Source organism: Streptomyces sp. NPDC040622, assembly GCF_055593965.1.
On sequence record NZ_JBVIXD010000007.1, the window covers coordinates 383,594 to 406,843 of the forward strand.

The 23,250-nt window shown below is 70.8% G+C and carries 21 protein-coding genes and 1 tRNA gene; 5 read left to right on the forward strand and 17 right to left on the reverse strand.

The window, feature by feature from the left end:
- Positions 1-126 precede the first annotated feature (126 nt).
- The 5 genes from ACZ592_RS22300 to ACZ592_RS22320 all read right to left on the reverse strand — a co-directional run bounded on the left by ACZ592_RS22300 (position 127) and on the right by ACZ592_RS22320 (position 7,058).
- Positions 127-3,186 (reverse strand): NPCBM/NEW2 domain-containing protein, encoded by a 3,060-nt coding sequence (locus ACZ592_RS22300; protein WP_471583327.1) that lies wholly within the window; start codon positions 3,184-3,186, stop codon positions 127-129.
- A 308-nt stretch (positions 3,187-3,494) separates the two neighbouring features.
- Positions 3,495-4,724, reverse strand: coding sequence for a cysteine--1-D-myo-inosityl 2-amino-2-deoxy-alpha-D-glucopyranoside ligase (mshC, locus tag ACZ592_RS22305; RefSeq protein ID WP_471583328.1), 1,230 nt, complete (start codon positions 4,722-4,724; stop codon positions 3,495-3,497).
- Positions 4,725-4,871: 147 nt separating this feature from the next.
- The gene (locus tag ACZ592_RS22310; RefSeq protein ID WP_471583329.1) at positions 4,872-5,693 is read right to left on the reverse strand and encodes an SCO1664 family protein; all 822 of its coding nucleotides are present in this window, start codon (positions 5,691-5,693) and stop codon (positions 4,872-4,874) included.
- Complete coding sequence (locus ACZ592_RS22315; RefSeq protein WP_471583330.1) at positions 5,657-6,247, reverse strand: DUF3090 domain-containing protein; 591 nt, start codon at positions 6,245-6,247, stop codon at positions 5,657-5,659. The genes ACZ592_RS22310 and ACZ592_RS22315 overlap by 37 nt, the downstream gene beginning before the upstream one ends.
- Positions 6,248-6,371: 124 nt before the next feature.
- Positions 6,372-7,058, reverse strand: a complete 687-nt coding sequence (locus ACZ592_RS22320; RefSeq protein WP_471583331.1) for a histidine phosphatase family protein — start codon at positions 7,056-7,058, stop codon at positions 6,372-6,374.
- A 62-nt stretch (positions 7,059-7,120) separates the two neighbouring features.
- Between ACZ592_RS22320 and corA the strand changes: the two genes are divergently transcribed.
- Positions 7,121-8,122: a magnesium/cobalt transporter CorA gene (gene corA / locus ACZ592_RS22325; RefSeq protein WP_471583332.1), complete on the forward strand. Its 1,002-nt coding sequence runs from the start codon at positions 7,121-7,123 to the stop codon at positions 8,120-8,122.
- Positions 8,123-8,167: 45 nt separating this feature from the next.
- On the opposite strand, the gene ACZ592_RS22330 is transcribed toward corA, so the two are convergent.
- Both ACZ592_RS22330 and ACZ592_RS22335 read right to left on the reverse strand, forming a co-directional pair.
- Positions 8,168-8,956 (reverse strand): ferritin-like domain-containing protein, encoded by a 789-nt coding sequence (locus ACZ592_RS22330; protein WP_471583508.1) that lies wholly within the window; start codon positions 8,954-8,956, stop codon positions 8,168-8,170.
- 214 nt (positions 8,957-9,170) lie between these two features.
- The gene (locus ACZ592_RS22335; protein ID WP_471583509.1) at positions 9,171-10,226 is read right to left on the reverse strand and encodes an LLM class F420-dependent oxidoreductase; all 1,056 of its coding nucleotides are present in this window, start codon (positions 10,224-10,226) and stop codon (positions 9,171-9,173) included.
- A gap of 215 nt (positions 10,227-10,441) precedes the next feature.
- Between ACZ592_RS22335 and ACZ592_RS22340 the strand changes: the two genes are divergently transcribed.
- A complete protein-coding gene (locus ACZ592_RS22340; RefSeq protein WP_471583333.1) occupies positions 10,442-11,431 on the forward strand; it encodes an aldo/keto reductase in 990 nt (329 codons plus the stop codon).
- Positions 11,428-13,734, forward strand: coding sequence for a helix-hairpin-helix domain-containing protein (locus tag ACZ592_RS22345; RefSeq protein WP_471583334.1), 2,307 nt, complete (start codon positions 11,428-11,430; stop codon positions 13,732-13,734). The genes ACZ592_RS22340 and ACZ592_RS22345 overlap by 4 nt, the downstream gene beginning before the upstream one ends.
- Positions 13,735-13,809: 75 nt before the next feature.
- Here ACZ592_RS22345 and ACZ592_RS22350 read toward each other — a convergent pair whose 3' ends face one another.
- Positions 13,810-14,586 carry a hypothetical protein gene (locus ACZ592_RS22350; RefSeq protein WP_471583335.1) on the reverse strand — a complete coding sequence of 259 codons (777 nt, stop codon included), beginning with the start codon at positions 14,584-14,586 and terminating at the stop codon, positions 13,810-13,812.
- A 47-nt stretch (positions 14,587-14,633) separates the two neighbouring features.
- Between ACZ592_RS22350 and ACZ592_RS22355 the strand changes: the two genes are divergently transcribed.
- Positions 14,634-14,822, forward strand: a complete 189-nt coding sequence (locus ACZ592_RS22355; protein ID WP_471583336.1) for a DUF5703 family protein — start codon at positions 14,634-14,636, stop codon at positions 14,820-14,822.
- 99 nt (positions 14,823-14,921) lie between these two features.
- Here the strand turns inward: ACZ592_RS22355 and ACZ592_RS22360 are convergent, their stop codons facing one another.
- The 3 genes from ACZ592_RS22360 to ACZ592_RS22370 form a co-directional block, all read right to left on the reverse strand.
- Positions 14,922-15,722, reverse strand: coding sequence for a chaplin (locus ACZ592_RS22360; RefSeq protein WP_471583337.1), 801 nt, complete (start codon positions 15,720-15,722; stop codon positions 14,922-14,924).
- A gap of 139 nt (positions 15,723-15,861) precedes the next feature.
- Positions 15,862-16,095: a chaplin ChpH gene (gene chpH, locus ACZ592_RS22365; RefSeq protein ID WP_361177196.1), complete on the reverse strand. Its 234-nt coding sequence runs from the start codon at positions 16,093-16,095 to the stop codon at positions 15,862-15,864.
- Between the two features lie 219 nt (positions 16,096-16,314).
- Positions 16,315-17,640 (reverse strand): M20/M25/M40 family metallo-hydrolase, encoded by a 1,326-nt coding sequence (locus ACZ592_RS22370; RefSeq protein WP_471583338.1) that lies wholly within the window; start codon positions 17,638-17,640, stop codon positions 16,315-16,317.
- Positions 17,641-17,828: 188 nt separating this feature from the next.
- On the opposite strand from ACZ592_RS22370, the gene ACZ592_RS22375 reads away from it, so the two are divergent.
- A tRNA-Leu gene (locus ACZ592_RS22375) sits at positions 17,829-17,916 on the forward strand.
- Positions 17,917-18,898: 982 nt separating this feature from the next.
- On the opposite strand, the gene ACZ592_RS22380 is transcribed toward ACZ592_RS22375, so the two are convergent.
- The 6 genes from ACZ592_RS22380 to ACZ592_RS22405 all read right to left on the reverse strand — a co-directional run bounded on the left by ACZ592_RS22380 (position 18,899) and on the right by ACZ592_RS22405 (position 23,250).
- The gene (locus ACZ592_RS22380; protein ID WP_471583339.1) at positions 18,899-19,387 is read right to left on the reverse strand and encodes a glycine-rich domain-containing protein; all 489 of its coding nucleotides are present in this window, start codon (positions 19,385-19,387) and stop codon (positions 18,899-18,901) included.
- 493 nt (positions 19,388-19,880) lie between these two features.
- Positions 19,881-20,714, reverse strand: coding sequence for a helix-turn-helix domain-containing protein (locus tag ACZ592_RS22385; RefSeq protein WP_471583340.1), 834 nt, complete (start codon positions 20,712-20,714; stop codon positions 19,881-19,883).
- Positions 20,704-21,228, reverse strand: coding sequence for a DUF6879 family protein (locus ACZ592_RS22390; RefSeq protein WP_471583341.1), 525 nt, complete (start codon positions 21,226-21,228; stop codon positions 20,704-20,706). The genes ACZ592_RS22385 and ACZ592_RS22390 overlap by 11 nt, the downstream gene beginning before the upstream one ends.
- Positions 21,212-21,421 (reverse strand): hypothetical protein, encoded by a 210-nt coding sequence (locus ACZ592_RS22395; RefSeq protein WP_471583342.1) that lies wholly within the window; start codon positions 21,419-21,421, stop codon positions 21,212-21,214. The genes ACZ592_RS22390 and ACZ592_RS22395 overlap by 17 nt, the downstream gene beginning before the upstream one ends.
- A 339-nt stretch (positions 21,422-21,760) precedes the next feature.
- Positions 21,761-22,444, reverse strand: coding sequence for a response regulator (locus ACZ592_RS22400; protein ID WP_471583343.1), 684 nt, complete (start codon positions 22,442-22,444; stop codon positions 21,761-21,763).
- A gap of 137 nt (positions 22,445-22,581) precedes the next feature.
- Positions 22,582-23,250, reverse strand: coding sequence for a potassium-transporting ATPase subunit C (locus tag ACZ592_RS22405; protein ID WP_471583344.1), 669 nt, complete (start codon positions 23,248-23,250; stop codon positions 22,582-22,584).

Sequence of the window (23,250 nt, forward strand, 5' to 3'; positions counted from 1 at the left end):
AAAATTGACCTCGTGACCGGTTGCGGGGGGTGGGGGGGGGTGGGGGCGGAATGCTGCCTGGGGGAACGGACGGCGGCGCGGGGCGGACCCCTCCCCCCCCGCCCCCGCTTTCCGTCCGCGAAAGGCTCAGGCGCAGCTGAAGCGCGCCGCGGCCCAGTCCGCGTGGTCCCCGCTCTTGGAGCCGTTGGTGTCGGTCACCTTCAGTTCCACGTGCCGGGCGCCCCGCACGTCGACGTCCACCGGGACGGTCGCCGAGGCGCCCGTCACCTTCGGCGAGGTCCACAGCACCTTGCCGTCGGCCTCGACGGAGAAGGCCACCTCTCCGTAGCCGTTGATCTCGTCGTCGATGCCCGCGTCGGCGGTGAACTTCGTGCAGCGACCGCCCGGATAGACCTCGATCACGGAGTCGGCGTGCGTGCCGATCCCCTTCTCGTACGTCTTGCCGGCGAGGGTCAGCGTGCGGCCGTCGTCGGCGCCCGACTCACCGTTGCTGCGGTCGCGTTCGGCCGGGCCGTAGCCATTGGTCGACTTCAGCCACTCCATCTCGCTCGCCCAGGTGTCCTTGCCGGGCGCCTCGGGCATCACGCCGAGCGCGAACCGCCCGGTGGCAGTGCGGTCCTGGCCCGCCGAGCGGTAGCGGGCGCTCGCGTCGAGCGGGAACTCGCCCGGCTTCGCATCCTTGGCCGGGGTGACGGCCACCTCGACGCGGCGCGTGGCCCCCGCCGGGATCCGGCCGGCCCTCGCGGGCGCGACGGTCCACCCCTTCGGCGCGTCGACGGCGACGTCGACGCCGGTGGCGTCCGCGGTGCCCGCCGTGACGTCCACGGCGAGCTTGCCCGGCGTGCCCGCGCCGAGCTCCTGGCCCGCGGGGGCACTGACGGCCACGGCCGCGCCGGGACGGGCGCCGCCGACGGCGCTGGTGTCGTCGAGGGCCAGCTCGAAGGAGCGGTCGGTGCGCCGCGCGGGCGTCTTCACCTGCACGACACCGCCCCGGTCGTCCCGGTCGTAGAACCAGCCCTGCCCGGCCTTGTCGTACGCGCTCTTCGAGGTGAGCCGCGGCAACCGGTGCCCGTCGAGCCCGACCCGGCTCGGCGCGTCCCCGGTGTGCAGGGTGAACGCGTAGGGCCGCTTCGTCTGCTTGCCCTCGAAGCCGCCCTTGCTCGCGCCGATCCGCACGCGCACGTCACCCGCTCCCGACCGCGGCGCCCGCACGTCGGCGCGCTGCGTGGCGTACTTCCCGGCGCGGTGCTGCCGGGTCACGCCGTCGTCCTCGTACAGCTCGAAGGACGACGTGCCCTGGGGGTAGATGTCCCAGGCGAGCGGCGAGTCCGCCGTCCGGTCCTCGTAGGAGCGGATGCCGCCCGGCCACATCGGCACGGTGGCGCCGCCCTTCACAAAGAGGGGCAGGGTGTCGAGGGGCGCGCTGTAGCCGTCGATGGTGGTCGGGCCCCGGTAGGTGCGCCCGCTCCAGTAGTCGGTCCAGGTGCCCTTCGGCAGGTAGATGCCGTCGCGCGTGGTGGTGTCCTGGTAGACCGGCGCGACGAGGAAGTCCTCGCCGGTCAGGAACTCGTACTTCGCGGCGTCGGTCGCGGCCTTGGGGTCATGGGGGTACTCCAGGGCCAGCGGCCGCACCGCGCCCACACCGGTCTGCGTCGCCTCGTGGGCGTACGAGTACAGGTAGGGCAGCAGGGATTCGTGCAGCTTCAGGTACTTACGGTTGATGGAGGTGTAGGGCTCGCCCTGGCGGAAGGGCTGCTTGTCGCTGGCGGCCCAGCCGTCCATCGTCATCGTGACCGGCAGGAACATCTTCCACTGCAGATCGCGTACGTACGTCTTGGGGCTGCCGCCGAAGATGCCGTCGACGTCACCCGTCGTGTAGGCGAGGCCGGACATCGTGGACCCGGCGTACGTCGGGATCTGCCAGCGGATGTACTCCCAGCTGCCGCTCTGGTCGCCGGACCACTGCACGCCGCAGCGCTGCGCGCCCGACCAGCTCTCGGGGGCCCAGGTGAAACCGCGGGCGTCGCTGTTGTCCTCGATGCCCCGGTAGGCGTCCTTGCAGCCGTCGAGCGCCTTCTTGTAGCCGTCGCCGACCCAGGCCACGTCGAGCTTGGCGACGCGCTGGCCCGCCTTGACCTGCTCGGCGATCTTGTCGAGGCCGTCCTCGGTCCACAGGCCCGTCTTCATCTTGCGCTCGGCCAGGCCCTTGGAGGTCTCGGCGAGGTTCTCGTACCCGCAGCCGTAGCCGTCGTTGACGAGCATCCAGCCGTTGGGCATGTCGTTCTGGACGTAGCCGTCGGCGACCTTCAGGGAGTCCAGGGTGTGGCGCTCGCCGCGGTTGGCGTTGTGGAGGTAGCAGTCGGCGTCGCCGATCTCCATGCCGTAGACCGGCGGCAGGAAGGGCTTGCCGGTGAGCTTCGTGTACTGGCCGATGACGTCCTTGGCCGCATCACTGCCGCGCCCGGCGAAGTAGTAGGCGTCGAAGCGCTGTTCCTTCGCGGTGGCGGTCACCGGCTCGGCGAAGTCGTAGGTGTTGGGGGCGTAGGTGTTGCGGAAGACGCCGTAGCCCTGCGAAGACAGGTAGAAGGGCACGGAGTTGGGGTGCCCGCCGTCGTCCCAGTTGTAGTCGACGCCCACCTCGACCTTCTTGCCGCGGTGCGAGGTGTTGCCTCGGCCGTTCTGCATCCCGGCGCCGTAGAACTGCTCGTCGGCCCCGCGCGCCAGGCTCTGCGTGGTGGCGTCCTTGGTCCAGGACAGCCCCTTGGACTCGGCCCAGACGCGGCTGCCGTCGGCGCGGTGGAGGGCGAAGCGGAGCGGCGACTTGTAGGCGCGCAGCGTCACCTTGGAGGTGCTGAGCTCGTAACGGTCACCCTTGTCGGCCCACTTCGTGCGGGGCGGGTCGCCCTGCGGCAGGACGATGTCCTTGCCCGCGGGGTCGGTGAACGTCCCGTCGGGGGCGAGTTCGAGACGGAAGGTCTCCGTCGTGACGAAGCTGACGCGGGCCTCGGCCTTGCCCGCGGTCAGGTGGTAGACGGGCCCTTCGGCGTCGAAGCCGGTGACGTCGCCGACCGTGGTCGCGGGCTCGTCGGCGGCCTGCGCGGAGCCGCCGCCGGGCCCCGCGAACACCGCGAGAAGGCCCAGGAGAGCGACCGCGGCCGCCGATCTGAAGCGCGTGGGAGATCTCATGGCGGAGGTCTAGCGCCTCAAAGGCTGCCATGGCCATGGACTTTGCTGGGCCACTCCTGGATTTCCCGGAGCGGCCCAGCACGAGCTGAAGCCCGCCCGGCGCTTGCGGACGAACGGTTCAAGCCCGCCCGGCGTTCGCGGACGAACGGTTCAAACCCGCCCGGCGTTCGCGGACAAGCAGTTCAACCCGCCCGCCGCTTACGGACAAGCGGTTCAAACCCGTCCAGCGATCACGGACAAGCAGTTCAAGCCCGTCCGGCGCTTGAGGACGAGCCCGCAGGGCGATCGACCTCAGCAAAGGCCAACCGCTACAAGGCCACGCCAAGCAACGCGTCGACCGCACGGGACACCACACCCGGCGCCCCCTCGTCCGTACCGCCCTGCGCACCCTGCCGGGCGGCCCACCGGTCGACCGCGGCGAGCGCGGCCGGCGCGTCCAGGTCGTCGGCGAGGGCCTCGCGGATCTCCTCGACGAGCGCCTCGGCGGAGGTCCCGTCGGGACGGGAGACGGCCGCGCGCCAGCGGCCGAGCCGCTCGACGGCCTCTTCGAGGACGCCGTCCGTCCACTCCCAGTCCGCGCGGTAGTGGTGCGCGAGCAGGGCGAGGCGGATCGCGGCGGGGTCGACGCCGTCGCGGCGCAGCTTCGACACGAAGACGAGGTTGCCCTTGGACTTGGACATCTTCGCGCCGTCGAGGCCGACCATGCCTGCGTGGACGTACGCCTTGGCGAAGGGGTACTCGCCGGTCAGCGCCTGGGCGTGGGATGCGCCCATCTCGTGGTGCGGGAAGGCGAGGTCGGATCCGCCGCCCTGCACGTCGAAGCCCATGCCCAGGTGGTCGAGGGCGATGGCGACGCACTCGATGTGCCAGCCGGGCCTGCCGCGGCCGAGGCTCGCGCCGTCCCAGCTGGGCTCGCCCGGCCGTGCGGCCATCCAGAGCATCGGGTCGAGCGGGTTCTTCTTGCCGGGCCGGTCCGGGTCGCCGCCACGCTCGGCGGAGAGCAGCTTCATGGCGGCGACGTCGAGCCCGGACACCTCCCCGAAGTGGGCGTCGGACTCGACGGAGAAGTAGACGTCGCCCTCGAGCTCGTAGGCGGCACCCATGTCACGGAGCCGTTCGACGAGCGGCACGATGCCGGGTATCGCCTCGACGGCTCCGATGTAGTGCCGCGGCGGCAGGAGGCGGAGCGCGGTCATGTCCTCGCGGAACAGCGCGGTCTCGCCCTCGGCGAGCTCGACCCAGTCCTTGCCGTCGCGGTTGGCGCGTTCCAGGAGCGGGTCGTCCACGTCGGTCACGTTCTGGACGTAGTGAACCTGCCGCTTGGTGTCGAGCCACACGCGCTGCACGAGGTCGAACGCGTTGTAGGTCGCCGCGTGACCCATGTGGGTCGCGTCGTACGGAGTGATGCCGCAGACGTAGATACGGGCGACGGGACCGGGGTCGAGGGTGACGAGTTCACCGGTCGCGGTGTCGTGGATCCGGAGGTCGCGGCCCTTGCCAGGAAGGGCGGGGACCTCAGAAGCGGGCCAGGCATGCATGCCCTGAGCCTAACCGGACGGGCCGTCCGTATACGAGTGGGGATCTACTGGGGATCTACGAGGCGGTGGCCGATCCCGCGCTCTTGCCGGATCTGGCCCGGTGTGCGGGGCCTTTCGTGGCCCCGCACCGGATCCGCCGGACGGGCGTCAGACCGGTGGCCAGGGGATCGCGGGCCAGTCCCCGGTGGGCACCGGGTGGCGTCGCGAATCCAGGAGCGCGCCCACCCGTCCGCGCAGCGCGTCGACCTCCGCGACGGTGATCAGGGCGGCCAGCCGCTCCGCGAGGTCGGCGCCCTCCTTGAGGCCGTCCCGCAGGACCTGGAGGGCCTCGACGGCCTCCCCGGTCAGGGGCTCGCCCGCCCACCCCCACAGCAGCGTCCTGAGCTTGTTCTCGGCGTGGAAGGTGACGCCGTGGTCGATGCCGTAGAGGCGCCCCTCGGTGGCCAGCAGGTGGCCGCCCTTGCGGTCGCTGTTGTTGATCACGGCGTCGAGGACGGCGAGGCGGCGCAGCCGTACGTCGTCCGCGTGCACGAGGAGCGCCGTCCGCTCCTCGTCGACCTGCGCGAAGCCGACGGCCTTCCAGCCCTCGCCCGGTTCATCGCCGTCGACCAGGGCGAGCAGCTCGCTCTCCCCCGACGCCTCGATCCACAGCTGGCACATGCCCTCGCCGTGCGGCCCGTCGCGCAGCACGGTCGGCGGCACCAGGTCCCAGCCGGTGGCCCGCGACACCTCGTACGCGGCGACCTCGCGCTGCGCGAGCGTGCCGTCGGGGAAGTCCCACAGGGGGCGCTCCCCGGCGACCGGCTTGTAGACGCAGGCGGCCTCCTGGCCCTCGTGGGCGACCGTGCAGTAGAGCACGGCGTTCGAGGCCTCCCGGATCCGGCCGCGCACGGTCAGCTCCCCGCGGGTCAGGAGCGTGACGGGGTCGATGCTCACGCTCCCCGCCGGTATCCGTTCTGGCGCGGGCATACGTGTCCTTCCGGGTCGAGCGGGAGGCTGCACAGCGGGCACGGCGGACGGCCCGCGTTCACGACGTCGAGGGCGCGCTTGGCGAAGGCGCGGGCCTGGGCGCCGGTGAGCCGGACGCGGAGCATCGGCGGGCCGTTCTCCTCGTCCTGGAGGAGCTTCTCCTCGGCCTCGGCCAGATCGTCCTCGGATTCGGCGTCCAGCTCGACGAGCGCCTGCGCCTCGACGATCATCCGCTCCTCCTCGCCGTCCCAGGCGAGCGCCATCGTGCCGACCCGGAACTCCTCCTCCACGGGGGAGTCGAGCGGCGCGCTGTCGGCGACCTCGGTCGGCACCACGGCGGGAACGGGGGCGTTGCCTCCGCTGCGGCGCACGACCTCGTCGAGGAGCTCCTCCATGCGCTCGGCGAGCGCGGCCACCTGGGTCTTCTCCAGGGCGACGCTCGTCACCCGGATCCCCGCGGAGGCCTGGAGGAAGAAGGTGCGCCGTCCGGGCAGCCCGACCGTGCCCGCCACGAATCGCTCCGGGGGGTCGTAGAGGAACACCTGACGGGACACGTCCTGTCTCCATTGGATCGACTGCGGGGTACGGGTGCCGCGACGGGTCCGACGCGACGGCTGAACGGCCACGAGCGGGCTTCGGGGCCCGCTCCGGCCCGGTTCACCCTACTGCGGGTGACGATCACGGTGCGCCCGCACCGCCACCCACCGTGGCGTCGTCGCCCGACGGCACCTCGCGCGGCGCCAGCGAGGCGAAGTCACCGGTGTCCCCGAGGCGTACGAGGAAGGGGCGCAGCCGGGTGTAGCGGATGGCCGTGACAGAACAGGGCTCCACGGAGATGCGCTGGAAGAGGTCGAGGTGCAGTCCGAGGGCCTCCGCGACAAGGGACTTGATGATGTCGCCGTGCGAGCACATCAAGTAGACGGCGTCCTCGCCGTGCTCGCGCTCCACGCGCGCGTTCCACTCGCGGACCGCCTCGGCCGCGCGCGTCTGCATGGCCCGCATGGACTCGCCGCCGGGGAACGCGGCGGCGGACGGGTGCCGCTGCACGACCTCCATCAGCGGCTCGTCGGCGAGCTCGGCGAGCTTGCGGCCCGACCAGTCGCCGTAGTCGCACTCCCCGATCCGGTCCTCCGTGTGCTCGGGGAGGCCCGGGCGGGCGGCGAGCAGCGGCGCCACGGTCTCCCTGCAGCGCTGCAGGGGGCTCGTGACGACCTCGGCCAGGGGCAGCGCCGAGAGCCGTTCGGGCAGCGCGGCGGCCTGCGCGGCGCCGCGCTCGTCGAGGGCCACACCGGGGGTCCACCCGGCGAGCAGGCCGGCGGTGTTGGCGGTGGAGCGTCCGTGCCGGACGAGGATCAGCGTGGGCATGCGGCTCAGCCTAAGCGCCCGAGGGGGTGCGGCCGGGGTGCGGGTTGGGAAGAATGCACTGCGTGATCGTCGACTGCGCCATCTACCGCGAGGGGCGACGTACCGAGGGCCCCGAAGACTTCTCCGATGCCTTGGACGAGGCACGGGCGGCCGGGGACGCCTTCGTGTGGATCGGCCTGCACGAGCCCACGGAGGATGAGTTCGACAAGGTCAGCCAGGAGTTCGGGCTGCACCCGCTGGCCGTGGAGGACGCCCTCAAGGCCCATCAGCGGCCGAAACTGGAGGTCTACGACGACTCGCTGTTCATGGTCCTCAAGCCGGTCGTCTACGAGCCCGACAGCGACACCGTCTCCTCCGGCGAGGTCATGATCTTCATGGGCGACTCGTTCGTGGTGACCGTCCGCCACGGCGAGGGGGCGCCCCTGGGGGTCGTGCGCCACCGTCTGGAGGCCGACCCCGACGTCCTCAAGCACGGCCCGACCGCCGTCCTGTACTCGATCGCGGACGCCTCCGTGGACCACTACCTGGAGGTCGCCGACGAGCTGCAGGCCGACCTGGAGGTGCTGGAGGCCGAGGTCTTCTCCCCGGAGGGCGGCAGTTCCTCGCGGAACACGGCGTCGCGGATCTACACCTTCAAGCGGCAGATCCTCGAGTTCCGCCGCGCCACGGGTCCGTTGGCGCTGCCTCTGGCACGCCTCTCCGGAGTGGGCCCCTTCGCCCCGTCCGTGCCCTTCGTGGACGAGTCGGCGCAGCCCTTCTTCCGGGACGTCAACGACCACCTGACGCGCGTCAACGAGTCCGTGGAGGGCCTGGACCGGCTGGTGTCGGACATCCTCTCCGCCCACCTCGCGCAGATGAGCGTGCGGCAGAACGACGACATGCGGAAGATCTCGGCGTGGGCGGCGATGGCCGCGGTCCCCACGATGATCGCGGGCGTCTACGGCATGAACTTCGACCACATGCCCGAGCTGCACTGGTGGTGGACCTACCCCGCGGTGATCCTCTTGATGGCCGTCCTGGAGGTCGTCCTGTTCCGGATGTTCAAGCGGCGCGGCTGGCTGTAGCGCGCGGGGCCGGGGGCCGGTCGGGGGCCGGTTCCGGGCCCGGCCTCAGGCGAATTCGGGGGCCGGCGCCGCGGGCCCGCCCAGGGCGTCGCGCCGCTGGGGCATCTCCAGGGAGACCATCCGCCGCCAGCCACCGGCCCGCTCGACGGCGTACACCGCGTGGATGCCCGCGGTGAGCAGCTGCCGCTTGGCGTGCGGCCAGCCCAGGATGCGCCCCATGTGGTCCATCACGGCGAGGCTGACGTCGCGGTAGACGCGGATCTCGGCGAGCGCGCACTCGCGCAGGACGCGCTGGATGGCGCGGCCGTGTCCGGCGCGGGCGAACCGCAGCAACTCCTCGTGGCAGTACGCCAGGTGGTTGTCCTCGTCGTGGGAGATCATCCGCACCGCGCGCCCGATGTCCGGGTGGTCGGCGAAGTACCGGAGCAGCAGCCGCATCTGCTCGGAGGCGCGCTGCTCGGTGACCCTGCTGTGCGCGAGATAGGTGACGACGTCCCGTACGGCGAGCGGCTTGTCGCCCTTGAGCTGTTCGTGCGCGAGGCCGATGCCGTGCTTCTCCAGGAGCATCGTGTAGTCGGCCTCGTGGGGGACGTCGACGGGCCGCAGCCCGCGCTTCTTCAGCAGGGCGTGGAAGATCCTGCCGTGCTTGTCCTCGTCCGCGCCGTGCCGTGCGATCTTGGGCGCGAGCGCGCGCTCGCCCGCCGGGACGAGCGCGGCGATGCGGCCGTTCTCCCAGCCGCCCTGGGCCTCGCCGCTGGCGGCGATGGAGCAGAACAGCCGGAACGACTCGTCGTCGTCGAGGATCTCCCCGAAGACGCTCTTGGCCGACAGCATCACTGGTACCTCCATGCCCTGGGCGGGAACCTCCGCAAAGAACGAGTCAAGTGCGAGGTTCCGCATCGGGCAACAGCTGTACGGGTCTGCTGCGCCGAACGAAGGACATGACCGCCGCCACGAGGCCGTAACCGCGGGCCCGGTGACGCGTTGTTCCCCGTGACGGCCGTGGCGGGGAAGACCCCCCGAGCCCCCACCACGGCCGTGGACTTCCCTACGCGAGACCGGCGCGCTCCAGGGCCTCCGTACCGGCCCGCAGCGCGGTGAGCCGCTCCTCCAGCGTGAAGCCCGCGGGGGCCAGCGTGAGCGTGGTGACGCCGGCCGCGGCGTAGGCCTGCATCCGGTCGGCGATCCGGTCCACGGAACCGAGCAGGGTGGTGGAGTCGATCAGCTGCCGCGGCACGGCGGCCGCCGCGCCGTCCTTGTCCCGCGCCAGGTACTTGTCCTGGATCTCGGCGGCCTCCTTCTCGTACCCCATACGCTGCGCGAGCTGGTTGTAGAAGTTCTGCTTGCGGCTGCCCATACCGCCCACATAGAGCGCGGTGTACGGCCTGAACATGTCGGCGAGCGCGTCGACCTGGGAGTCCTCACCGACGGCCAGCGGCAACGTGGGGACGATGTCGAAGCCCTCCATGGTCTTGCCCGCCTTCTCGCGCCCGGCCCGCAGGTGCTTGACCGCGGTCTCCTCCAGGTGCTCGGCGGCCGGGAAGATCAGCAGGGCGCCGTCGGCGATCTCGCCGGTCTGCTCCAGGTTCTTCGGGCCGATCGCGGCGACGTACAGCGGAATGTGCTCGCGCTGGGGGTGCACGGTCAGCTTGATGGGCTTGCCGGGGCCTCCGGGCAGCGGCAGCGTCCAGTGCTCGCCCTCGTACGAGAGGCGCTCGCGGGTCATGGCCTTGCGGACGATCTCGACGTACTCACGCGTGCGTGCCAGCGGCTTGTCGAACTTCACGCCGTACCAGCCCTCGGAGACCTGCGGCCCGGAGACGCCGAGGCCCAGCCGGAAACGGCCGCCGGAGAGCGAGTCGAGGGTGGCCGCCGTCATCGCGGTCATCGCGGGCTGCCGGGCCGGGATCTGGAAGATCGCGGAACCGATGTCGATGCGTTCGGTCTGCGCGGCCACCCAGGACAGCACGGTCGCCGCGTCCGAGCCGTACGCCTCGGCGGCCCAGCACACCGCGTAGCCCAGCCTGTCGGCCTCCTTGGCGACGGCGAGATTGTCCGCGTCCATCCCCGCGCCCCAGTAGCCGAGGTTGATCCCGAGCTGCATGACCGATCCCCTTACCGCTGTACTCATGAGTAACGTTCCTGTGCCGGGGACTGTAGCGCGCGGGAATGGATCCGTCAGTGACGGAGGGAACGGGTGGCCGAGTTGTCGGGAACGGGTGACCGGATCTCCTGGAACGGGTGACCGAGATCTTCACTCTCGCTGGTTTGTCCACAGGGTCGCCCACCGCGGGGATCCGGCCAGTAATCTCAGCGCCCATGGAGCAGAGGCATCTCGGCCGGACCGGCCTGCGCGTGTCCCGCATCGGACTCGGCACCCTCACCTGGGGGCACGCCGAACAGACCGACGAGAACGACGCCGCCGACATGGTGAAGGTGTTCTGGGAAGCCGGCGGCAGCCTCGTCGACACCGCCGATGTGTACGGCGACGGGGAGGCCGAATACCTGCTCGGGCGCCTCATCGAGCGCCTCGTGCCCCGGCGCGACCTGGTCATCGCGACCAAGGCGGGCAGCGTGCCGGACCCCGAGCGGCGCTTCGACGGCTCGCGCGGCCATCTGCTCGCCGCGCTCGACGCCTCCCTCGCCCGCCTCGGCACGGACTACGTGGACCTGTGGCAGGTCCACGCCTTCGACCCGGCCACGCCCCTGGACGAGACGCTGCAGGCCCTCGACATCGCGGTCAGCAGCGGACGGGCCCGCTATGCGGGCGTCTCCAACTTCTGCGGCTGGCAGCTCGCCAAGGCCGCGACGTGGCAGCTCGCGCTGCCGGGCACCCGCGCCCGCCTGGCCAGTACGCAGATGGAGTACTCCCTCCTGCAGCGCGGCGTCGAGCGCGAGGTGCTGCCCGCCGCCCTCGATCTGGGCGTGGGCCTGCTGCCCTCCTCGCCGCTCGGCCGGGGCGTGCTCACGGGGAAGTACCGGCACGCCACGCCCGCCGACTCGCGCGGTGGCTCCGACCAGATGGCGCCCTTCGTCGCGCCGTACCTCGACGAGACGGCGAGCCGCATCGTCGACGCGGTCCGGACGGCCGCGGACGGGCTCGCGGCCACCCCGCTCCAGGTCGCCCTCGCCTGGGTGCGGGACCGCCCCGGAGTGACGGCCCCGATCATCGGCGCGCGCAACGCGCAGCAGCTCACGGCCGCATTGTCAGTGGAGACCCTTAGTCTTCCTGACGAGATCTGCCAGGCGCTCGACGACGTGTCGGCGCCCGTGCACCGCTATCCCGATCACGACTGGAGCACGCTGTGAGTACGGAACCCGCTGCCGCGGAGCAAGCGGAGTCGCCCGGCGCGGAGGACGCCACGCCGGCGGCACCGGAGGGCGGGGTCGCGCAGGACGTCGCGCAGGACACCGAGGCCACGCCGGACACCGACGCCGCGTCGGAGGACGACGCGCCCCGGGCCGCCGGCGGGGACGGGGCCGAGGACGACGGCGAGAGCGAGGGATCGGGCGAGGAGAAGGCGGCCGAGGGCACCGAGCTGTCCGAGGCCGAGGCCGAGATCGCCGCGCAGCGGGAGCTGCGGGAGCGCATCGAGGAGCGGAAGGCGTCGAAGCAGGCGCCGATCGACGCCGGGACGAAGCTGAGCGGGACCGCCGCCGACCTGCTGGCCGCCGTGCGGGCCGTGGAGAGCGGCGAGAAGCCCGTCGCGAGTGCCTTCCGTGAGCCGGCGCCCGCACCGCGCAGGCCCGCGCCGACCCGCGCGCCCGAGCCCGTGCCCCCGCAGCGGCCCGGCGCGGCGCAGGCACCCGCGGCGGAGACCGTCGAGGCGATCACCGCCGTGCTCGCCGAGGGAGGCGCACCGGCCGCGCTCGCCGCGCCGACGGCCGCCGCGCTCGGCGAGGGCGCCGAGGAACGACTGCGCGCGGACCCGTGGCAGTTGCTGCGGGTCACCGGTGTACGGCCCGAGCAGGCCGACGGGTTCGCCAGGGCGCTGCTCGGCGCGGAGTGCGGGCCCGCCGACGAGCGCAGGGGCCGGGCGGTCACCGTATGGCTCCTGGAGCAGGCGGCCGTCGCGGGGCACACGGCTCTCGACGCGGCGGCCCTGACCGCCGCCCTCGGGCAGCGCGCGGTGCCGGACCCGGACGCGGCCGTGCAGAGCGCCCTCGCCGAGGGCGATGCCCTGGTCTTCCAGGACGCCCTCGAAGGGACCGACGTGCCGGTCCAGCGCTCTCAGGCCGAGGGTGCGCGGGGCGCGGAGGAAGGCGAGGGGAACCAGGGGGGCGAGGACGAAGGGGACGGCACGGAGCCGGAGCGCCCGGTCCGCGTCCTGATCGGCCTCGAGCGGTACGCGCTCGCGGAGGAGAGCCTTGCCGACGGCCTCGCCCGCGTGATCAACTCCCTGTCCGGCGAGGGCGGCCCGGGCGCCGGGGACGCGGACTGGGAGGCCGCCGCCGCGCAGGCGTCGGGCTCCACGGCCGAGCTGATCCGCGCCACGGCGGGGCACGGCCTCGTCCTGCACTCCGGCGGCGAGGAGGCACGCGCCGAGCCGGCCGCGCTGGCCGCCGCCGCGGCAACCCTTGGCCTGCGGGTGTGTGCCGCCGCCCACAGCGCCGACGGGCGCCGCCGCCTGGCACGGGCGACGGGCTCGGAGGAGGCCGCGGTGACCGTGGCGGGGCTGCTCTCCGGCGCCGAGGGCCCCGGACGCGACGCGGACGGCGCCCTCGCCCTCGACCTCCTGGTCGTCGTGGACGCGCCGCAGCTGGACGTCGAGAGCGCGGCGATGCTCGTGGAGTCCCTGCCGGACGGCGCCCGCCTGGTGCTCAGCGGCGACCCGGGGGTGCTGTGGTCGGCGGGCCCCGGCCGCGTCTTCGCCGACCTGCTCTCCGCTCGCTGCTGCCCGCACATCGTCTCGCGCACCCCGGACCCGGGCCCTCTCGGCGAGCTGACGTCCGGCATCGGCATCGGCGAGCTGAACCAGGTCGACGCGCCCGGCAAGGAGGTCGTCCTCGTCCCGGTGCGCGACGCCCCCGAGGCGATCCACCGGACCGTCCAGCTCGTCGCGGACTCGGTGCCGAGGGCGATCGGGGTGCCCGCGGAGCAGACGCAGGTCATCACGCCCGGACACGGCGGTGCGGCGGGCACCCGCGCGCTCAACGCCGCTCTGAAGGAACGGCTGAATCCGGGCCCCGGCCGCTTCGGCGGATTCGACCCGGACGACCGGGTCGCACACGTCCCGGCGGCCGGCCGCACGACACTCGGCCGGGTCGTGCGGGCCGACGCGGAAGGGCTGCACCTGGAGTGCGACGGCGCCCCCGTCGTCGTGCCCAAGGACCGCGTGGAGCGTGAGGTGCGGCACGGCTGGGCACTCACCGCGCACCAGGCGACGGGGCAGCGCTGGCCCGCGGTGGTCGTGGTGCTGCCGGGCGACGCGGCGCAGTCGCTGACCAGGCCGTGGGTCTACACCGCGTTCAGCCGAGGCGAACGGCACCTGTCGGTCGTGCAGGGCGTGGAGCAGGAGCTGCCGCGGGCCGTGGCGGAGCGCCTCTGGAAGGACCGTACGACGCGGCTGCAGACCCTCCTGCGCCCGCAGGTGCCGGCCACGACGGCCTGAGCCGCGCCGCCGATTCACCGCGCCGCCGCTCCCGCCGCCTCTTGCAGGCGGTGGGAGCGGCGGCGGAGCGGGTGGTCAGCGCCCGGCCTTCCGGACGCCCCGCCCCTCCCCGTCGACACCCTGGTCCGCGTCGTCGGCGTCATCCGAGTCGTCGGCGTCATCGATCTCGTCGAGCGGCACCGCCACGTCCGGGTCGATGTCCACGTCCACGTCCGCGTCGAGGCCGTCGAGCCCGTCGTCGTCCAGTTCGTCGTCGAAGACCACGCTGACGTCGAAGCGGCACACCACCCGGTGCGGGTCGGCCTGGTCGAAGGGGGCGTCGAGCCACTCCCCCGGCTCGGCGGGGGCGTCCACCGCGTTGACCCAGAGGGTGGAGTCGCCCTCCTCCAGGCCGAACTCCTTGTGCCGGGAGGAGATTTCGTCCGGTTCGAACTCCCCGAAGAGGACGCCGAGCGCGCTGTGCACCGTGTCGGCCGAGCCGGCGCTCCTCTCCCTGCCCGCGTCGAGGTCGGCGACCCGCTGGGCCTGGGCGAGAAGTCGCTGCGGCTCCACCACGCTGTAGTCACGGCGGATCAGCACGCTCAGCGCGTTCGCCTCCTCCGGGCCCTGGTACGGCGGCAGTGCGTCCTCCGTGCCGGGGATCTCGAAGGGGGTGACCTCGTCGTATCGGTCGTAGAGGAGTTCGTCGTACTCCTCGGCCGCGGCGGCGAGCTCGTTGAACGCTTCGTAGACGGCCGGATCGTCCTCGCCCGACCTGCGTTCGACCGCGGCCAAGTGGCGGTCGAGCGCGGTCTTGACCGCCTCGGCGGCGGCACGTACCTCGGCAGCGGTGGGCTGCGCAGCATCAGACATAGTGCAGACGCTATCCGTACCGGGCCCATGCCCGCACAATAGATGCGATGCCGGAATACGAATTTGTCGACGTGTATGTACCGCGCGGGGTCACCCGCAAGGAAGCCACACGCCTGCTGACGGACCACGCGGAGTACGGACTCTGGGAGTTGGACCGCCTGAGTCTGCACCGGGACGGCAGCCGCAGAGTGCGGCTGAAACGACGGATCATCCGCCAGGTGAGAGCCACCTGGTGAGCCGTCGGTACGGATACGACTGAGCGGGACAGGGGAAACGGAGCGGGCCCCGCCACAGCGGGGCCCGCTCCGTTCGGCGTCCTCGGGACGCAGGGTGTCTCAGGCGGCGGCCCGAGCCCTGCGGTAGAGCACGGTGCCCGCGAGCAGCGCGCCCGCGCCCACCGGCAGCACGAGGCCGAGCGGCAGTTCGCTGCCCGTCGAGGCGAGGCGCGCGGTGCCCTCGGGGCCCGTCGACGCGAGCTGCGACGTGCCCTTGGGCGGCGTGGCGGCCTGGGCACCGGGGTGGTTCGGGATGGCGCGGTCCTCGATCGGGCCGCCGGGCTTGCCCGGGTGCGCCGGCTTGACCGGGTTTTCGGGCTTACCGGGGTGTTCGGGGTGTCCCGGGTTGCCGGGCTGCTCCGGCTTGCCCGGGTGTTCGGGGCCCGTCGGGGGCTTCTCGCCGCCGGGCGGGGTGGTGACCGAACCACCGGAGTCGTTGGCGCACTCGTTGCCCAGGGCGGCGTTGCCGAGGCCGCCGATGGTGACGCTGTTGCCGCAGGCGTTCACCGGCGCCTGGACCGGTGCCTGCACGGTGTTGCCGGAGCCGACACCGGGTGAGTCGCCGCTGTGGCCGTTCGCCTGGGCACCGCCGCCGGACGGCTTGTGCCCGCCGCCGTGGGAGGTGTTGGCGCACTTGTTGCCCGCCGCCGGGTTGAGGACCCCGACCACATTGACGGTGTTGCCGCACACGTTGAGCGGAACGTGCACGGGAACCTGGGCGGTGTTGCCCGCCAGTACGCCGGGGGAATCCGAACTGCTCCCGCTGGCACCCGAGTCCGCGTGTGCGTAACCGCCGGTCGCGGCGAGCACGCCGGTCGCGGCCGCCACGGTGATCAGGCCCTTGCGCGTGACCTGTCGCATAGCTGTTCCCTGCCTTTTGCCTACCGGAATACGTACGGGCCCACTTGCCCGGACGCGCAATGCCCGTCGGCCCCGGAGCGCATGGCACGCACTCCGGGGCCGACGGCCTCAGCCCCTCAAGGGGTGAGGCACCACAACGTCACTTGTTGATGCAGGTGTTGCCGAAGGTGGGGTTCAGCAGCCCGATCACGGAGACCGTGTTGCCGCAGGCGTTCACCGGCACGTGCACGGGCACCTGGATAACGTTGCCCGAGACCACACCGGGGGACTTCACGGCGGCACCCTGGGCACCGGCGTCGGCAGCGGCGATGCCCGCACCAGCGAGCACGAGACCACCAGTAGCAGCCGCAGCAGCGACGACCTTCTTGATCATTATTCCTCCTTGTTGGCAATGCAGTCCCAGCCGCGGACTGCACCACCTGTAACGAGGGGGAAGTAGTGGGGCTACGAGCCTATGGTCCCTTTCACTCTTTTCAGTCAAGTACGCACGCGCTGACGATTGTTGGAGAGTCGTTTCAGCACGCAAAGCGGCCGGATTCCGCAGGGTTTCCGGCCGCAGTGCGTCGGGAGCCGTCGCCTCGGGCCCGTCGCGTCAGGAAGCGTCGATGAACCGGTCGAGCACCCGGACCCCGAACTTCAGGCCGTCCACCGGCACGCGCTCGTCGACACCGTGGAACATGCCCGCGAAGTCCAGCTCCGGCGGCAGCTTCAGCGGCGCGAAACCGAAGCCGCGGATGCCGAGGTCGTCGAACGACTTGGCGTCCGTGCCGGCCGACAGCATGTACGGCACGGCGCGGGCGATCGGGTCCTCGGCCCGCAGCGCGGTCTGCATCGCGTCGACGAGCGCGCCGTCGAACGTGGTCTCCAGGGCCTTGTCGGCATGCACGTCCTCGCGCTTGACCCGCGGGCCGAGGATCCGGTCCAGGTCGGCGAGGAACTCCTCCTCGTACCCCGGCAGGTAGCGGCCGTCGACGTGCGCGGTGGCCTGCCCGGGGATCACGTTCACCTTGTAGCCGGCGCCGAGCTGCGTCGGGTTGGCGGTGTTCTGCAGGGAGGCGCCGATGAGCTTGGCGATGCCGCCGAGCTTGGCGAGCGTCGCGTCCATGTCCTCCGGGTCGAGCTCGGTGCCGAGGGCGTCGCCGAGCTCGTCGAGGAAGTGCCGCAGTGTCTTGGTGACCCGCACCGGGAACTTGTGCCGCCCGAGGCGGCCGACCGCCTCCGACAGCTCGGTGATCGCGTTGTCCTTGTGGATCATCGAACCGTGGCCCGCGGTGCCGTCCACGGTCAGCTTCATCCAGTGCATGCCCTTCTGGGCCGTCTCGACCAGGTAGAGCCGCAGGTTCTCGTTGACGGTGAAGGAGAAGCCGCCGACCTCGCTGATCGCCTCCGTGCAGCCCTCGAAGAGGCCGGGGTGGTTGTCGACGAGGTGCCGCGCGCCGAACGTGCCGCCCGCCTCCTCGTCCGCGAGGAACGCGAGCACGATGTCGCGCGGGGGCTTGCGGCCCGTACGCATCCGCTCGCGCACGACCGCGAGGGTCATCGCGTCCATGTCCTTCATGTCGACGGCGCCCCGGCCCCACACACAGCCGTCCGCGATCTCCCCGGAGAAGGGGTGGTGCGTCCAGTCCGCGGCGTTGGCCGGCACGACGTCGGTGTGGCCGTGGATGAGGAGCGCGGGCCGCGACGGGTCCTCGCCCTCGATCCTGGCGACGGTGGAGGCCCTGCCGGGGTGGGACTCGAAGATCTTGGGTTCGAGACCGACCTCGGCGAGCTTCTCGGCGACGTACTCGGCGGCCTTGCGCTCCCCCGGGCCCGAGTGGTCGCCGTAGTTGCTCGTATCGATCTGGATCAGTTCGCGACAGAGGTCGACGACCTCGTCCTCACCGGTGACGGCCTTGCCCGTGCTGGACCCGCTCACGCTGGCTCCTCCCGCATTCGCTGCTGGTGGTCCCCTTCATCCTCTCTCTCCGGGGCTTCGCACCCAAGGCCGGGCGGGTGTCGTCATCAGCCGTTCACAGCTGATCACGGGGGTGATCGAGTACCCCGGGAAGCCTGGTAATGTTCTCTGTGTCGCCGCGGGGAACACACCGCCGCGACAGACACCTGGTCCGGGTGGCGGAATGGCAGACGCGCTAGCTTGAGGTGCTAGTGCCCTTTATCGGGCGTGGGGGTTCAAGTCCCCCCTCGGACACCAGCTAAGACCCCAGTTCACCTGGGGTTTTTTGCTTTTCTGGGCAGTGGCGTGCCCAACGGTCCAGAATCTTCCCAGGTCAGACCAGGCATGACAGGCCGGAATCTGACGGAGGAGGCTGGCGGGGATGCCGTCGGTCTCTTCCGCCTCGTTCATCAGCCTGCCGATGGCCCCCGGATCACCGTCCACGTTGGATCCGAGGGTCAGCTCGGAGGGGCCGTAGTACTGCGCCCAAGGACGCCCGACTCATGTGGCGCACCGTGCGCCGATACGCGCGCATCCTGGGTGAGACCCTGCCCGAAGCTCAGGCCGTGTTCATCGAGCGAACCGCAGAGCAGACACTCAGGGTCGCGGTGCCTCGCCGACAGGATCCGCGCGCGGATCGAACTGCCCGGCAGTGTCGGCACGGTGGAGGGGCCGGGGAAGACGGGGCGTCCTGCCACCGTTTTCACTCTCCACGGTGACGATTCCCGTCACTCTGTGTCGCGGCCGGCCAACTCTCAGCGTGACCAGAACCCTGCCACGGTCGTGCAGATGGACGCCTACCGTTCGGCACCCGCGCAGGCCCCGGGGCCCGCTCCGGAACCGAAGCGTTCGGAACCGCTCGCCGCCAGCCCGTTCCGCGCGTTGCTGTGAACCGATCGAACAAACCGAAGAACGCCCTTGCCGCGAATGGCAAGGGCGTTCGTTTGTTGGTCAGCGTCGCAGACTCTCAGCCATCCTTGGGCGGAACGATAAAACCTCGCATCGGTCCTGAACCCGGTTTCCCCTCCGGGAACTTGGCGGCCACAGATGCGAGCGCATCAGCGGTCACGTCCCGGCGCGTGGCCGGGTCGGCCGTGTCGTACACGCGCCAGGGCCCTGCCGTGTTCTCCGGGTCCTCTGGTGCGACCACACCGGGGATACCCAACTGCCTCAGCACGGCGTCAACTTGCCGGGCCTGCTCAGCATTCACGCTTCCGCCTTCCGTCTGCTCGCGGCCAGCCTAGCTACCGCCATCGCCCGAGCAGTGCGAAGCGCACTTGCCCGGATTGATCGGGCCACAGCCGCCGGGCTTCGGTGTGTGGGAGCAGTTCGCCGCCACCGATACCAGGGCCTTGGCAGGGCCCGTCCACAGTTCGCTGTCCACGGCGTGCCCGGCCTGCTCGATGATCGCCACCGTGCGCGTGAGCGCGTGTTCGTCGTGCCGCTCGGCGTCAGGACGCTCGGGCCAGTGATGCACGAACCGCCCCAGACGCTCGCACAGCTTCTCGTACAGGTTCGTATGCAGGATCAGCGCGTGCCATCCCTCGTCCACCACGTTGGAGGGCGTGATCCTGACGGTCGGGAACTGCGCGGCGGTGTCCATGAACTTGAGCGCTTCCACCACGATCCGCTCGGCCGTAGCCTCCTCCATGCCGGGGTTGTTGTCGATGACGGTTGCGACGACACCCCCGAACGCGGCAGGGGTGAGTAATGCGCGTACATCGTGCATGTGCGTTCCTCCCTGTTGTGGCACTTCACAACCCGCCCCGGTAGCTCGACTCGCCGAAGTTTCCGCTACCGGGGCGGGATGGGCCGGTAGTCCGTCACGGGGACGACGGACGCACCGGAGCCTTCTCAACCCGTTGCACGGAATCTGGCGAGACCAGCCACTCAGCGCCGCCGGACTCCGGCCGCAGAAACGTCGTCGGGCGCTTCCGGCGCTCCTGCGGCAGGTCGGCGGGCTCCTCGAAGTCCGGGATCACATCACGCAGCACTCCGACCCTGCCCCACGCATCCGTGACGAGGGCCCCGATGTCTCGGGCCGTGACCATCAGTGGCCCTCCGGATGCCGCCGCAGGAATGAGGACGCCGCGAACTGCCTAGCCTCTTCTGTCGATTTCGTCCCGCTCGCCATTCCGATTACCTCCCCGCGATCCGTGGGACTCGATAATCCCCCGGACCGGAGCGGGTATCCCACTGTATTGGCGTAGCGGGGTAGACGATCACGCGCGGCAGTCTGCGGCCCACTGTCCGAGCAAGGCTCTGACTTCCTCGCCGAACAATGCGTGACGCTCGTACGTGCGGAAAACTTCGAGGTGTTCCGCGATATCCCTGGCGTCCTGGAAGACGATTCGTCCGGTGAATGTCTCGACAGTTGCCAGCCGTTGGTCGTAGACGGTGAATGTGTTCATTGGTCCGCGACCCACAACTGTCCCCGTGGGGATGACCCCGATACGCACGTTGGGCAGGTGGGAGATTGAGGCGAGCCGATCCATCTGAACGGCCATCGCCGCAGGCGGGACCATGGCCCACCTCACGGCTTGTTCTGTCAGCAGGAAGGTGAAGTGCTTCGTGCTGTCGTAGAGGACCGCCTGCCGTTCCAGCTTCCTCGCGACCGTCTTGGTGGTATCCACTGGGGAGTTACTGAGGCTGGCCCTGATGTATTCGGGTGTGGCCAGGAGCCCCGTCACCATGGCAGGCAGGAAGTATCGAAGCGCCGAGGCTTCGCCTTCGAGGCTGGCCAGCTCGGCTTGTCGCTTCTCCAGGCCTCTTCGCCAAGATGCCCGCTTACCCTGCCACTCCGTATTGGCGAGCCGCGCCAGGGCGGCAACTTCGGCCAGGAGTTCCGGGGGTGCGTCGAGGGCTCGAAGAATCAACTCAACATCGACAAGGCCGGGGGTGACTCGTCCGGTCTCGATGTTGCTCAGCTTGGTCTGAGAAATATTGCAGCGATGAGCGAGCCAGACTTGGGTGCGCCTGGCTCGCTTTCGCATGCTGCGGAGCGCCTCTGCCAGGTCAGCCTTTGACTGGCCTAGCTGGTCAGGGTCAAGCGTCAAGACCCTTCACGTACTCCTCGAAAGGTACTGCGTACTCCAGGGCGACCCGCTTCCACTCCCGATAAGACCCCGGATCACCTTCGTACGCTTCGCGATTGATCTGAGTTCCGTCCGGGCGAAAATTCAGGTGGGCGATGCGGGACTCGTCGAACATCCACCAGTCGCACCCGGAGAGCGGCAGGCCGTATTCCTCCCGCGTCACATCCAGTACGCGGATGTCCTCTCCGGCCGCGATGTTGCCGGGGATGCCCCAAGCGAATTGATAACGCTGGTAGTCGGTGAGCGGTTGACGCACGATGCGGACACGTCCGATGCGCTTGCCGGATTCGACGTACCCGCGTACTCGCTTGTGCCAGCGGGCATTGTGGCCGGTGGGCTTGTCCTCGCCGCGCAGGAAGCGGGCTACGTTCTCCTGCTCCTTCGGCATGGTGTACGTAGGCTGCGCCTCGAATCGCCACGCTTCGCGCTCGAAGGCGTCGAAGAACCGGCGCCAGTCGTCACCATCCAAGAGCACGGACAGCCTCCCTCAGAATGTGCTCGGGGATCTCCACCAGTCCCTCGCCCGAAGGCGGAGTGAACGCGTCGGACACGTCGCCCTGGACGACGATCGAACCGCTCTTGGTCCGGTAGACGTTCGGGCAATCGTCGTCGTCACAGTTGGTTCCGCCGGCGTTGCCGGTGAGGCGGGTCAGTTCCTCACGCGCCATGGTTCCCCTCCTCGGGCTCAGGGGCGTTCCCTGCCGCCATGAGGACGGTAGGCCGGGTCCGCGTACCAGGTCTACGGCACTTCGCCGATATTCGCGTTGCCGGGTAGACGATCTTGAGAACCCCTGCCGGGTATGGGGCGAGTGAGGGTTGGCCAGGTGACCGACCCAGTCCGTCAAGTACGGACACTCAGGGGCAAGTTTTCTCAGGTCAGCCAACCAATGAGCCAGTGCCCGAGTGGAGAGTTCAAGTCCCCCTCGGACACCGGCAGAGGCCCCAGTCGAGGGACTGGGGCCTCTCACGTGTGGGACACGCCCCGGCCCGCCCCGGGGGCGGGCCGGTCACTCCTCGAAGCGATACCCCATCCCCGGTTCCGTGATCAGGTACCGCGGGCGCGAGGGGTCCGCCTCGAGTTTGCGTCTCAGCTGGGCCATGTAGACCCGCAGGTAGTTCGTCTTCGTGCCGTGGGACGGGCCCCAGACGTCGAGCAGCAGCCGGTGCTGGGTGATGAGGCGGCCCGGGTGGCGGATGAGGATCTCCAGGAGTTGCCACTCCGTGGGGGTCAGGCGTACGTCGTGGCCACCGCGCCGGACCTTCTTGGCGATCAGGTCGACGGTGAAGTCGTCGGTGGTGACCACGGCGGTCTCCTCGGCCGCGGGGACGGGTTCGGTGCGGCGGACCGCGGCGCGCAGCCGGGCCAGGAGTTCGTCCATGCCGAAGGGCTTGGTGATGTAGTCGTCGGCGCCGGCGTCGAGCGCCACGACCTTCTCCGCGGAGGCCCGCCGTGCGGTGAGGACCAGGACCGGGGCGCGCGTACGGCCGCGCAGGTCCCTCAGCACGTCGATGCCGTCCATGTCGGGCAGGCCCAGGTCCAGGATGACGACGTCCGGCTGCCGGGCGGCGGCCAGGCGCAGCGCGGTGGCTCCGTCGGGGGCCGCGTCCACTCCGTACTTGCGTGCCCGGAGGTTGATCACCAGGGCCCGTACGAGCTGCGTGTCGTCCTCCACCACCAGCACCCGGGTCATCCGTGTGCCGCCTTCTTCCTTGTCGGTGTCGGCAGGTGTGCCGGGGTGTGTGCCGGGGTGTGTGCCGTGGGCGTGGGAGCCGGCGGGGCCGGGGCGTTGCCCGGGGCGCCGGCTCCCACGGCTGGGGGATAAGGCCATCAGCCCTTCTCGGTGAGTTCCTTCAGGGCGATGTTGAGCTGGAGGACGTTGACGCGCGGCTCGCCCATGAAGCCGAGGATCCGTCCGTCGGTGTGGTCGTCGACCAGCTTCTGGATCCGCGCGACGCTCAGGTGGTTCCTGTCCGCGACGCGGTGCACCTGGAGGTCGGCGTACTCCGGGGAGATGTGCGGGTCGAGGCCGGAACCGGAGGAGGTGACCGCCTCGGCGGGCACGTCCGAGGGGGCGACCTTGTGGCCGGGCGTGGAGTTGTCCTTGATGACGGCCGCCTTGGTGTCCTTCACCTGCTGGATCAGGTCCTTGTTGTCGCCCGAGAGGTTGGTGGCGCCGGAGAGGATCAGCTTGTACCGGGTGTTGACGCTGTTCTCGCCGAGTCCGTTGGAGGGGCGCGGCTGGAACCACTTGAGGTCCGGCGCGGCCGTCTCCTGGCCCTTCTTCAGCGGCAGGTCGTAGCGCTGGCCGATGAGTTCGGAGCCGACGGTCCTGCCGTCCGCCGTCACCTCGGATCCGTTGGCCTTGTCGTGGAAGAGGGCCTGGGCGACGCCGGTCACCGCGAGCGGGTAGAGGACGCCGCAGACCACGGTCAGGACGAGCAGGGCACGCAGGCCCGCGCCCATCAACCGGGCGGAGTTTCCTACGGAGTTGTTCAT